General features: G+C 69.9%; 10 protein-coding genes. 6 read left to right on the top strand and 4 right to left on the bottom strand.

Features of this window, described 5'->3' with window-relative positions; genetic code table 11:
* Positions 1-178: 178 nt before the first annotated feature.
* On the bottom strand, positions 179-1726 hold the full coding sequence (locus ACH3VR_RS20970) for a DUF7059 domain-containing protein (protein WP_397558280.1): 1548 nt from the start codon (positions 1724-1726) through the stop codon (positions 179-181).
* Between the two features lie 136 nt (positions 1727-1862).
* On the opposite strand from ACH3VR_RS20970, the gene ACH3VR_RS20965 reads away from it, so the two are divergent.
* The 5 genes from ACH3VR_RS20965 to ACH3VR_RS20945 all read left to right on the top strand — a co-directional run bounded on the left by ACH3VR_RS20965 (position 1863) and on the right by ACH3VR_RS20945 (position 7844).
* On the top strand, positions 1863-4136 hold the full coding sequence (locus tag ACH3VR_RS20965) for a DUF6049 family protein (protein WP_397558279.1): 2274 nt from the start codon (positions 1863-1865) through the stop codon (positions 4134-4136).
* Complete coding sequence (gene murJ, locus ACH3VR_RS20960; RefSeq protein WP_397558278.1) at positions 4133-5731, top strand: murein biosynthesis integral membrane protein MurJ; 1599 nt, start codon at positions 4133-4135, stop codon at positions 5729-5731. Before ACH3VR_RS20965 ends, murJ begins: the two co-directional genes overlap by 4 nt.
* A 104-nt stretch (positions 5732-5835) precedes the next feature.
* On the top strand, positions 5836-6819 hold the full coding sequence (gene trxB / locus ACH3VR_RS20955) for a thioredoxin-disulfide reductase (RefSeq protein ID WP_397558277.1): 984 nt from the start codon (positions 5836-5838) through the stop codon (positions 6817-6819).
* 73 nt (positions 6820-6892) lie between these two features.
* Complete coding sequence (gene trxA / locus ACH3VR_RS20950; protein ID WP_397558276.1) at positions 6893-7216, top strand: thioredoxin; 324 nt, start codon at positions 6893-6895, stop codon at positions 7214-7216.
* Positions 7217-7412: 196 nt separating this feature from the next.
* On the top strand, positions 7413-7844 hold the full coding sequence (locus tag ACH3VR_RS20945) for a YciI family protein (protein WP_397558275.1): 432 nt from the start codon (positions 7413-7415) through the stop codon (positions 7842-7844).
* Between the two features lie 30 nt (positions 7845-7874).
* On the opposite strand, the gene ACH3VR_RS20940 is transcribed toward ACH3VR_RS20945, so the two are convergent.
* Entirely contained in the window at positions 7875-8222 is a 348-nt protein-coding gene (locus tag ACH3VR_RS20940) for a tryptophan synthase subunit alpha (RefSeq protein ID WP_397558274.1), read from the bottom strand.
* Between the two features lie 56 nt (positions 8223-8278).
* Here ACH3VR_RS20940 and ACH3VR_RS20935 point away from each other — a divergent pair, with 56 nt between their 5' ends.
* Positions 8279-9577 carry an RNA polymerase sigma factor gene (locus tag ACH3VR_RS20935; protein WP_397558273.1) on the top strand — a complete coding sequence of 433 codons (1299 nt, stop codon included), beginning with the start codon at positions 8279-8281 and terminating at the stop codon, positions 9575-9577.
* Positions 9578-9690: 113 nt separating this feature from the next.
* On the opposite strand, the gene ACH3VR_RS20930 is transcribed toward ACH3VR_RS20935, so the two are convergent.
* Positions 9691-10659 (bottom strand): ParB/RepB/Spo0J family partition protein, encoded by a 969-nt coding sequence (locus ACH3VR_RS20930; RefSeq protein WP_397558272.1) that lies wholly within the window; start codon positions 10657-10659, stop codon positions 9691-9693.
* Positions 10659-11591: a ParA family protein gene (locus ACH3VR_RS20925; RefSeq protein ID WP_397558271.1), complete on the bottom strand. Its 933-nt coding sequence runs from the start codon at positions 11589-11591 to the stop codon at positions 10659-10661. Before ACH3VR_RS20925 ends, ACH3VR_RS20930 begins: the two co-directional genes overlap by 1 nt.
* Positions 11592-11768: the final 177 nt, after the last annotated feature.

Genomic DNA, 11768 nt, shown 5'->3' with positions numbered 1-11768 from the left:
GTGGTGCTCCTCCGCGCATGGCGGTGTGGGACATGACAGGAATCCCGAAGCATCTGCGCCCGAACGCAGACCCCAAACAGACGGCAGAAGCGCCGCGATTCCCCAATCAGACGAAACTCTGGCCCCACTGCGCGCGAGTTGTCAACACTCGCCGCAGGAGTCGGACGGCATGTCCGGTTCAGTCGAGCAGGAGGAATCCGGTGAAGGCGAGCTCCCGCACGCGGGGCAGCAGATCGTCGCGAAGCGCCGTGGCATCGACCTCGAGCAGCTCCGCGATCGCGTCGATCAGCGCCCCGACCGCGAGGTCGCCGTCACACGCGCCGACGAGCGCCGCCAGAGCCGGATCGACCTCGAGCGTGCGCCCGAACCCACCTCCCTGACGCAGCTCGATGACGCTCGGCGCGTCGCTGCCGGGCAGATGGTGCCGCGCCTCGGTCACATCGGGTGAGACCAGCAGAGTGGATGCCGCGAGCCCCGAATCGTCGAGCGCCGCGAGGCGGTCGTGCGCTGCGAGCGCGTCGGCCAGGTGCCGGCCGAGGCCTCCCGGAGTCGCCCCGAGCGATTCGCCGACCCGCTCGTACCGCGAGAGCGTGGGCGCTGCATCGGCGGGCCGGCGCAGCAGGATGTATCCGAAGCCGACCGCCGAGACGTCGCGGTCGGCGAAGTCCTGGAGCCATGCCGACGCGAGCCGCGCGAAAGCGGGGCTCCCGGGCACCGTGCCGCCGTCCCGGATCCAGAGCTCCGCATACGCGAGGGGTTCGAGACGCTCCCGTTCGACGACCCACGCGTCCAATGACACGGGAGACGACGCGACCCACTCCCGCACCCGGTCGAGTCCGTCCACGCCGGAGCGGGTCTCCCAATTGCCGAGCAGCTGTGCGACCCCGTCCGGTTCGAGGTGCTCGCCGACCTGCCGCACGAAGGCGGCGACCAGATCGTCGCCGATCATGCCGCCGTCGCGATACTCGTATGCGGGTACTTCTGCCGCGCGGGGAGTGATGACGAACGGCGGATTCGACGCGATGCGGTCGAACGTCTCGCCCCGAACCGGGTCGAAGAGACTGCCTTCCCGCAGATCTATGCCGTCGACGGCATTGAGCAGCGCGTTGAGTCGTGCGAATCGCAGAGCGCGCCGGGAGACGTCGGTCGCGACGACCTCGTCGACGTCGCGGCGGGCGCGAAGGGCCTGGATGCCGCATCCCGTGCCGATGTCGAGTCCACGGTGCGCCGGGGTCGGCAGCTGCAGGCCTGCGAGCGTCAGAGACGCGCCGCCGACGCCGAGGACATGATCCTCGGGCAGCGGACCGCCGAGCGCGGCCTCGTCGAGATCGCTCGCGATCCACCAGCCACCGTCGCCGTGCGCGTCTGCGAACGACTGCGGTCGCAGCAGCGCGAGGGGGTGGATGCCGTCCTCTCGCCCCTCGGCGAGCCCCAGTCGTACGAGTCCTTCGGCGCGTGAGCGGGGCAGCGCCGCGTCGACGCGCGACGGCGGCTGCGGCATGGCGAGCACGAACAGCCGGGCGAGGACCGCGAGCCCTCCGTCATCGCCCTGGATCGCTGCCAGGGCGGGGAAGCGCAGCCCGCGGACGATGGCGTCGTCGGCTGTCGGTCCCCACAGCGCGCGGATGGTCGCGGCGTGGAAGCCGGCGTCGCGCAGGTCGTCGGCGAGGGCCGCGCACAGCGCGGCGTCGGGCTCGGGAAGGGGGAGTGCGGGCACGGCCTCCATTCAACCCTCGCCACGCGGGGCCGATCCACCCCGCCCCGCTCCACGAACCACCGCCCATGCACGGGGGCCTCAGAGAGTGCGCCCGTAGAATCGCAACGATCGTGCGGTCCGGAATCGCACAGGAGCGAACCCCCACATGATTCAGTCCCCACCGCCTTCCGTGCCGCGCGCGCGGAGGAGACGCGCGTCTCTCGCGGCGGTCGCGGGTCTCGTGGCGGTGCTCCTGACCCCCCTCGCCGCGGTGCCGGCGCAGGCATCCGTCCCCCTCGCGTCGTCGACGCCGTCGCCGACCCCCACGCCGTCGCCCGTGGCCGCGAACCCCGTGCTGACCCTCGCGCCCATCTCCAACGGCGTGCTCCACGACGGCGATCACCTCACGGCATCCGTCACGCTCACCAACGACACCGTCGCGGCGACCCCCGTCGGCACCGTCTCAGTGAGCCTCGGATCGCAGCGGCTCGCCGACCGCGTCGCGCTCGACGCGTGGCTCGCGGGCGGAGTCGACGACGACTCGCTCTCCGAGGTCGCGTCGATCCCCTTCGTGTCCGTCGATGCCGGCGACTCGCAGACGCAGGGCGTCATCACCGAGCAGCCGATCACGGGGCTCGCGCCCGGAGCGTACCCCGTGCTGGCGACCCTCACGACCGCCGCCGGCGTGTATACCGCGACGAGCGTCGTCGTGGTCCCGGACGCCGCGATCGGTCCGATCGGCATCGGCGTCGTGGTGCCGGTCACCGCCGACGCGACCGCTGAGGGCCTGCTCACAAGCGACGAACTTCAGGACCTCACCGGTCCGGAGGGCTCGCTGACGAACCAGCTCGACGCCGTGGCGGGCACCGATGCGATCCTCGCCGTCGACCCCGCGATCGCGGCTGCGATACGCGTACTGGGCACATCCGCGCCCGAGACAGCCACCGCATGGCTCACGCGGCTCGAGGCTCTGCCCAACACGCGCTTCGCGCTGCAGTTCGGCGATGCCGACGTGGCGGCACAGGTGAAGGCGGGGATCGTGCCGCCTCTCAAGCCCGCGTCTTTGCAGTCCTACATGGATCCCGCGGACTTCCTGCCCGCGCCCAGCTCGACGGCGACGCCCGGCCCGACGGCGACGGCGACCCCGCCGACCGACCCGACGGTCCCCGTCTACCCCGACAACTCCGCGCTGCTCGACATCGGCACAGCACGCGCGGGCGTGTTCTGGCCGGCGACGGGAACGGCCGGGGGCGATGTCGTCGAGGCGCTCGGCGGCGTCACGGTCGATGACCAGCAGGGCCTCACACTCATCGCGTCGACGTCGACGGACACCGGGTCGGAGGGTGCGACGGTCGCCGCGCGCGGCGCGGACGGCGACGATCCTGTCCTGGTGTACGACTCGGCGATCTCTCGCGAGCTGCACGCCGCGTCGACGATGGATGCCGCCCCCCTGCGCGGTGCGCACCTCGCCGCTGCGACGGCATACCTCTCCTTCGCCGTCGCCGCCACGGGCGGGACCCCGCTCCTCGTGACGGTCGACCGTGGCGAAGACCGCTCCCGCGTGGCACTGCGCACAGCGATCTCCGCCGCCCTCGAGGCACCCTCGGTCGCGGCGGTGACGCTCGGAACCCTCGCCAACGCGAGCCCGCATGGCGTCGAGGTGGCCGACGTCGCCCCCGACGCGGCACGCGTCGCCGCGGCATCCGCTCTCGTCTCGGACGAGGACGCCCTCGGACAGTTCGCCACGATCCTCGACAACCCGAACACCATCACGGGCCCGGAGCGCGCCGAGATCCTGCAGCTGCTCGGCAACGAATGGCGCGCGACACCCGACGGGTGGACGGCGGCCCTCGCCTCGCACCGCGAGGAGTCGGCGACGACGCTGGACTCCGTCGGTATCCTCCGCGCGAGCCCCATCCAGCTCATCACCTCGGGGGCCGTGATCCCGGTGTGGGTGCGCAACGACCTGCCGTATCCCGTCAACGTGACGCTCTTCGCGACCCCCGACGACCTCCGCCTCGAAGTCCAGCGCACGACGCAGGTCGTCGCACAGCCGCAGAGCAACACGCGCGTCGAAGTGCCCGTCCAGGCGCAGATCGGCAGCGGCGACGTCACGATCGCCCTCGAACTGCGCAGCCCGACCGGCGTGCTCATCGGCGACCCGCAGACACGCGAAGTGCACGTCCGCGCCGACTGGGAGGGCATCGGCATCATCGTCCTCGCCGTGCTCGCCGTGCTCTTCGTCGCCGTCGGCGTCGTCCGCACGGTTCTGCGCCGCCGAGCGCGCAGGAAGACGGATGCCACCACCGAACCCGCGGAGCCAACCGCCGGCACCGCGCCCGAGCCCGCCGACACCGCGGCCATCGCCGACGCGGCCGAGCCCGCCGACACCGCCGAGCCGGAGCCCGACGCGGTGGATTCAGAGGAGCCCCGCTCATGAGCGGCATCGCGCGCGCGAGCGCCCTGATCGGCGCGGGCACGATCGTCTCCCGCCTCACGGGGCTGCTCCGCACGATCGTGCTCGTCGCGGCGATCGGGTCGGTCGGCAGTGAGGCCGGTGACGCGTTCGCCGTCGCCAATCAGCTGCCCAACAACATCTACGCGATCATCTCGACGGGCCTGCTGACCGCCGTCATCGTGCCGCAGATCGTCCGGGCGGCGGCGCACGCCGACGGCGGCCACGCGTTCACGTCGAAGCTCCTGACCCTCGGCACGGTCGTGCTCCTCGGAACCACCGCGATCGCCATGGTGGTCGCCCCGTGGCTCGTCGCGCTGTACGCGCCCCACTACGGGAGCGAGCAGCTCGCCCTCGCGACGGCCTTCGCCTATTGGTGCCTGCCGCAGATCTTCTTCTACGGCCTTTTCGCCCTCCTCGGAGAGATCCTCAACGCGCGGCGCGTGTTCGGCCCCTACACGTGGGCTCCGATCGTCAACAACCTCGTCTCGATCGCCGGCTTCGTCGTCTTCATCCTGCTGTTCGGCCCCGATCAGTCGATCGTCTCGGAGTGGACCGACGGCATGATCGCGCTCCTCGCGGGAACCGCGACCGCCGGCATCGTGCTGCAGACCCTCCTGCTCCTCTTCTTCTGGCGCCGCGCAGGGCTGCACCTTCGCCCCGACTTCCGCTGGCGCGGCGTCGGGCTCAACCACCTCGGCCGGCTCGCCGGCTGGACCTTCCTCATGGTGGTCGCCGGCCAGTTGGCCGGACTCGTGCAGTCCCGGGTGCTCTCCAGTGCGTCCGGTGACGGGGCATCGGTGTTCGCGTCGCAGAACGCGTGGCTGATCTTCATGCTCCCGTACTCGGTCATCGTGCTCTCGATCGGCACTCCGTACTTCACCCGCCTCAGCGAGCACGCCCACGCCGGCCGCGACGACGACGTCCGCGCCGACATCGGCAGCAGCATCCGCACCCTCGGCTTGTTCACCGTGCTCGCGACGGCGGCGCTGGCCGTGGCATCCATCCCGGCCTCCCGGATCTTCACGAACTCGCCGTCGCAGGCGCAGCAGGCTGCGCTCGTGCTGGTCTGCTTCCTCGTGTCGCTCGTGCCGCTCGCGGTGCTGTTCGTCGTGCAGCGCACCTTCTACGCCTACGACGACACGCGCACACCTTTCCTCTTCACGCTCCTGCAGACGGCGCTCGTGGTCGCGATGGCGCTCGTCGCGCAGGCGGTGCTCCACGTCGAGTACCTCGCGGCCGGTGTCGCCCTGGGTCAGTCGATCTCGAGCACCATCCAGGTCGTCGTCGCGACGTGGCTGCTGCACCGCCGCCTCGGCGGGATCGGCGTCGGGGGATGGATGCTGTCGCTCGGCCGCTTCGTCCTCGCTGCCATCCCCGCGGCCGGCGCCGGATGGCTCACGTTCCTCCTCCTCGGGGGAGTGGAGGGGTGGACCGTGTCCGACCGCCTCCTCGGGGCGATCGGCACCGCTGTCATCGGAGCCGTCGCCTCGCTCGTCTACCTCGGCATGCTCTGGATCCTGCGGGCTCCCGAGCTCGCCGTCGTGGGTCCGATGGTCCGCCGCGTGCTGCGGCGCTGACACGACGGACTGTTTCCGTCAACCCGCGTCACGCGGCGATGGCGCGGAATACGCCGCGCTTACCATGGGTTGAGTCATCCGAAAAGTCATTCAAGGGGGCTGACGTGCGTCACGTCATCATCATCGGTTCCGGTCCTGCGGGCTACACGGCGGCCATCTATGCCGCCCGCGCCAACCTCGAGCCGCTCGTCATCGCGAGCTCGGTCGAGGCCGGCGGCGAGCTCATGAACACGACCGATGTCGAGAACTTCCCGGGCTTCCCCGAGGGAATCCAGGGTCCCGACCTCATGACCAAGATGCAGGAGCAGGCCGAACGGTTCGGCGCCGAGGTCGTGTACGACGACGTCGTCGACCTCGACATCTCGGGTCCTGTCAAGCGCGTCACGCTGGGTAGCGGAGCTGTGCACGAGGCCACGTCGCTCATCTACGCGACCGGCTCCGCGCACCGCAAGATCGGCATCGCCGGCGAGGAGCGCCTCTCCGGCCGCGGCGTCTCGTACTGCGCCACCTGCGACGGCTTCTTCTTCCGCGAGCGTGCCATCGCCGTGGTCGGCGGCGGTGACTCCGCGATGGAGGAGGCCACGTTCCTCACGAAGTTCGCGTCGAAGGTCTACGTGATCCACCGTCGCGAGGAGCTGCGCGCCTCCAAGATCATGCAGGAGCGCGCCTTCGCGAACCCGAAGATCGAGTTCGTGTGGAACAGCGAGGTCGCCGACATCGTCGGCGACGAGGCCGTCACGGGTGTCGTGCTGCGCTCGACGGTCGACGGCACGCTCACCGAGCTGCCGCTCGAGGGTGTCTTCGTCGCGATCGGCAACGACCCCCGCACGCACCTCGTGCACGACAAGCTCGAGCTCACCTCCGCCGGAACCATCTGGGTCGACGGCCGGTCGTCGCGCACGTCGCAGCACGGCGTGTTCGCGGCAGGCGACGTCATCGACCCCACCTACCGTCAGGCCGTCACGGCCGCGGGCACCGGCACGGTCGCCGCTCTCGACGTCGAACACTTCCTGGCGTCGCTCGGCGAGGCCGGCGCGCCCGACGTCGTCGGCGACCAGATCGAAGGCCTCGCCGAGGTCAGGGCCTGATCCGCGCCGGGAACATCTCCCGGCGCCCTCGCGTTACCGCAATCGACGCTTCTATCTAAGGAGAAACCTCAACATGACCGCAAAGGCCACGAACTCGAGCAGCTGGGCCGAGGACGTCCTCCAGGCCGATGGCCCGATCCTCGTCGACTTCTGGGCCGAGTGGTGCGGACCGTGCCGCATGGTGTCGCCCATTCTCGACCAGATCCAGGCCGAGAACCCCGACAAGATCACGATCCTCAAACTCAACGTCGACGAGAACCCCGATCTCGCGATGAAGTACCAGATCACCTCGATCCCCGCGATGAAGGTGTTCAACAAGGGCGAGGTCGAGACGACGATCATCGGCGCCAAGCCGAAGTTCGCGCTCGAGCAGGATCTCGCGCCCTACCTCGCGTAAGGACCTGCGCTTTCCGAAGCCCCGGTGGTCGGTGGAGTCAATCCCCGACCACCGGGGCTTTCCGCATCTCCGGGATCGATTCCTCCAGCAATTTCGCAGAGGATGTCGATATCGGCCCCGTTCGTTCGACGCACAGGGTGAGCGGGCCGAGCGGCTCGTTCCGGACGACACGTCCGCTGACTTCGAGGAGTGAGAAATGCGCTGGATGCTGATCATGCAGGTCGAGCCCGAAGCCGCCGCCCGGGCGGCCGAAGAACTCGACATGGCCCAGGTGATCGCCGCGATGGGGACCTACAACGAAGAGCTGCAGAAGGCCGGGGTCTTCCTCACGGCCGAGGGCCTGTCCGACGCGAGCGAGGGCTTCCGCGTCGATTTCTCGTCGCAGCCGCCCGTCGTCACCGACGGTCCCTACGCGGAGGCTCGGGAGATCTTCACCGGATTCTGGATCCTCGAGGTCGCGAGCCGTGAGGAGGCCGAGCACTGGGCCCGCAAGTGCCCGCTCGGACCGGGTACGGCCCTCGAGGTGCGTCGGGTCAACGAGTTCGCCGACTTCGAATCCGACGAGCAGGACGAGTCCGTCCGCGAGTGGGCCACGAAGGCGCAGGAGTGGCGGGCAGCGAACGCCTGACGGCGCTCGGGGCTCGAGCGGATGTCGCGACTACGACGCGTCGGCACGCACCACCGCATCCCAGCGGCGGTGCGTGTTGGCGTCTCCGAGGAGTCGCCAGACCGCGCGGGTGAGCGGCGGATAGTCGAGCGCGATCTGACGGAGGACGCGATAGTGGCGCGCGGCGTTGGGGCGGACACCCCCGTCGGCCTGGATGTTCTCGGCGCGCAGCGTGAACACGACGAGCTCGTCGACCGTCGGGAGCTCTTCCATGAACTCCCACGGGTCTTCGCCGGCGCGCAGTCGCTCGTGCACGAGCACCGACAGTTCGTCGGCCGCCTCGGCCCGCAGCAACTCGAGGCTCGCCCTCCTGCGGGGGGTGTCGTCGTGCGTCGCCATTCCTCCACCCTACGGGGCGCCCCCGACGCGCGGGTTCGCGAGCGGGAGGTTCCGCGGTGAGCGAATCCGCGCACGCGCGCCGCGCTGTTGAGGCAGTATGGCGCTCCGAGTCGGCACGCATCGTGGCCGCCCTGACGCGGCACACGGGCGATTTCGCGTGGGCCGAGGATCTCGCGCAGGAGGCGCTCCTCGAGGCGCTGGCCTCTTGGCCGAGCGCCGGGATTCCTGAGAATCCGGGCGCGTGGCTCCTCACCGTCGCCAAGCGTCGTGCGATAGACGGATGGCGGCGCCGGGAGCGTCTCGAACAGCGGGTGGACGCTCTCGGCCATGATGCCCTGCTCGCCGAGCGGCTCGACCCCGTGGAAGCAGCGGGCGATCCCGATCGCATCGACGACGATGTGTTGCGCCTCGTCTTCGTGGCGTGTCACCCCGTGCTCACGCCCGCCGCGCGCTTGGCGCTGACCCTGCGCACCGTCGCCGGTCTCACAACGGAGCAGATCGCGCGCGTCATGCTCCTCTCGGTGCCGACCGTCCAGCAGCGGATCGTCCGCGCGAAGCGCACACTCGCCGATGCGGATGTCCGCTTCGAGATCCCCGACCGCGCCGAGCGCCCGGCCCGGCTCGCCAGTGTCCTGCAGGTCGTCTACCTGCTCTTCACCGAGGGCTACGCGCCGGCCGATGGAGACCACCCCGTGCGCCCCGACGTCGCGCGCGAGGCCGTCCGTCTCGCGCGCCAGCTCGCCGCACTCGCACCCCACGAGCCCGAGGTGTACGCACTGACGGCTCTGATGGAGTTCCAGTCGTCGCGCTTCGCCGCGCGCACGGACGATGACGGGCTGCCCTTGACCCTCGCCGAACAGGACCGCTCGCGATGGGACCGCTCGGCGATCGAGCGCGGACGCGCGGCATTGGCGAAAGCGGAGTCGTTCGACCGTGGGCTCGGCTACTACGGGCTGCAGGCAGCCGTCGCCGAATGCCATGCTGTCGCGCCCTCAGCCGACGACACCGACTGGGGCCGCATCGTGTCGCTCTACGATGCGCTGCTCACGCTCGCTCCGTCACCCGTCGTCCGCCTGAACCGTGCCGTCGCGGTCTCGATGCTCGACGGGCCCGAGGTGGCGCTTCCACTCGTCGACGAGCTCGAACCCGAGTTGTCGGGGTTCCGCCCGTTCCACGGCGTGCGAGCCGAGCTGCTGGAGCGCCTCGGGAGAGCGGATGCCGCGCATGCGGCCTTCCTCCGTGCCGCGGACCTCCCGGGCAACGACGCTGAGGCGTCGATGCTGCGGCGACGCGCGGCTGCACTGTCGACGACCCTGTCCCTCAAGCCTGGCGAGGGCTCGCAGGCCAGGCAGTAGCCGAACCTGCGCGTCGGTTCCCGAGCCCGTCGAGGAATGGTCGCCAGCTTGTCGAGGAGTGGTCCCCGAGCTTGTCGAGGGGTCGACGCCGGGGATGCCGTGGGGCTTCGGGCTCAGACCCCTCCGTACCCGCTCTCGCCGATCTCCTCGAGGATCCGGTTCAGATCCTGGATGCTCGCGAAGTCTATGCTGATCTGGCCTTTCTTGGCCGTGAGCGCGATCCGCACCCGCGTGTTCAGCCGATCGCCGAGCCGCTCAGCGACCTCGTCGAGGTGTGCCCGGCGGGAACCGGCCTGCGGTTTCGGAGTGCGCAGGCGGCCGGCATCCGGAGCCTTCGCAGCCGCCTCGGCGGCACGCACGGAAAGGTCTTCGTTGACGATCTTGTCGGCGAGCTTCTGCATCGAGTCTGCGTCTTCGAGCGACAGGATGGCGCGCGCGTGACCCGCGGTCAGCACGCCTGCCGCGACGCGCTGCTGAACGGGGACGGGCAGCTTGAGCAGGCGGATCGTGTTGCTGATCTGCGGCCGCGAGCGTCCGATGCGCGAAGCGAGCTCTTCCTGCGTGATGCCGAAATCCTCGAGAAGCTGCTGATACGCCGACGCCTCTTCGAGCGGGTTGAGCTGGCTGCGGTGCAGGTTCTCGAGGAGTGCGTCGCGGAGGAGGTGCTCGTCGGCCGTGTCGCGGATGACCGCGGGGATCGAGTCGAGCCCCGCCTCGCGAGCGGCGCGGGTACGGCGCTCGCCCATGATGAGCTCGTAGCTGCCGTCGCCGGTGTCGCGCACGACGACGGGCTGCAGCACGCCGAACTCACGCACGCTGTGCACGAGCTCCGCGAGGTCTTCGGCATCGAAGTGCGTGCGCGGCTGGCGCGGATTCGGCACGATCGAGTGCGGATCGATGTGCGCGAGACGCGCTCCCGGAACCTCGAGCAGCTGCTCGAGGTCGTCATCCTCGGGCTCGGCGACGGCGGTCGCGGTTGCCGCGCCGCGCGGGAAGAGAACGTCGACCGGACGCTCGTCGTTTGCTTCGCTGGTCGGGATGAGGGCTCCGATACCTCGGCCCAGTCCTGTGCGCTTGGCCATCAGGAACCCCCTTCATTCTGGTGTGCTGTGTCGTGCGCGATGATCTCGACGGCTGCTTCGCGATACGCGATCGCGCCGGCCGACTGCCCATCGTAAGCGATGACCGTCTGGCCGAAACTCGGCGCCTCCGAGACGCGGACGGACCTCGGGATGACGGTCTGCAGCACCTCCTTGGGGAAGTGCTGACGGACTTCGTCGGCGACCTGCTGCGCGAGACGCGTCCGCGCGTCGTACATCGTGAGCAGGATCGTCGAGAGATAGAGACGCGGGTTGAGGTGCTTCTGGATCATCCGCACCGTGCCGAGCAACTGGCTCAGCCCCTCGAGGGCGTAGTACTCGCATTGGATCGGGATGAGCAGCTCGTGCGCGGCCGTGAAGGCGTTGATCGTGAGCAGTCCGAGCGATGGCGGACAGTCGATCAGGACGAAATCGAGACGCTCGTCGAGACGCTCGAGGTAGTCGTCGAGTGCTGTGCGGAGGCGGTGCTCGCGAGCGACCTGCGACACGAGTTCGATCTCCGCACCGGCGAGGTGGATCGTGCTCGGGGCGCAGAGCAGGTTCGGCGACTCGGGGCTCGTCTGGATGATGTCTGCGAGGGGGAACTCGTCGATCAGCACGTCGTAGACCGACGGAGTGTCCGCCGTGTGGGGAACGCCCAGTGCCGTCGACGCATTGCCCTGTGGGTCGAGGTCGACGACGAGCACCCGTGCTCCCACGGCCGCGAGCGATGCGGCGATGTTGACGGTCGTCGTCGTCTTGCCGACGCCGCCCTTCTGATTGGAGACGGTGAGCACGCGCGTGCGTCCGGTGAGTTCGACGGTCGTGGTCTCGAGAGCGCGGCGTCGCGCTGAGAGATCTGCGAGTTCCCGGGCCAGGGGCGTGTCATCGAACGAGAAGGATGTCGCGGCCTCTGCGTTCTCGGGCTGTTTCACGTGAAACACTCTCCCTTTCGCGTGCAGTCAGAGCCTCCACTCCACTCTAGTCGCGGCCACCCCCACGCCCGTCCGCCGCCCCGCTGGTCAAGTCCCGTGGCGTGGTGTCATTCCGTTGCTTCCTGAGGGTGGGTGGTGGTCAGGCGGTGAGGTAGAGCTCGGGACGTGCGGGCTCGG

Source organism: Microbacterium alkaliflavum, assembly GCF_044325405.1.
GTDB lineage: Bacteria > Actinomycetota > Actinomycetes > Actinomycetales > Microbacteriaceae > Microbacterium > Microbacterium alkaliflavum.
This window is presented reverse-complemented; position numbering and strand designations above follow the sequence as displayed.

Bases quoted from the DNA above. Each gene is read 5' to 3' on its own strand.
- ACH3VR_RS20970 (WP_397558280.1), bottom strand. From the start codon at position 1,726: ATGGAGGCCGTGCCCGCACTCCCCCTTCCCGAGCCCGACGCCGCGCTG.
- ACH3VR_RS20965 (WP_397558279.1), top strand. From the start codon at position 1,863: ATGATTCAGTCCCCACCGCCTTCCGTGCCGCGCGCGCGGAGGAGACGC.
- murJ (WP_397558278.1), top strand. From the start codon at position 4,133: ATGAGCGGCATCGCGCGCGCGAGCGCCCTGATCGGCGCGGGCACGATC.
- trxA (WP_397558276.1), top strand. From the start codon at position 6,893: ATGACCGCAAAGGCCACGAACTCGAGCAGCTGGGCCGAGGACGTCCTC.
- ACH3VR_RS20945 (WP_397558275.1), top strand. From the start codon at position 7,413: ATGCGCTGGATGCTGATCATGCAGGTCGAGCCCGAAGCCGCCGCCCGG.
- ACH3VR_RS20940 (WP_397558274.1), bottom strand. From the start codon at position 8,222: ATGGCGACGCACGACGACACCCCCCGCAGGAGGGCGAGCCTCGAGTTG.
- ACH3VR_RS20930 (WP_397558272.1), bottom strand. From the start codon at position 10,659: ATGGCCAAGCGCACAGGACTGGGCCGAGGTATCGGAGCCCTCATCCCG.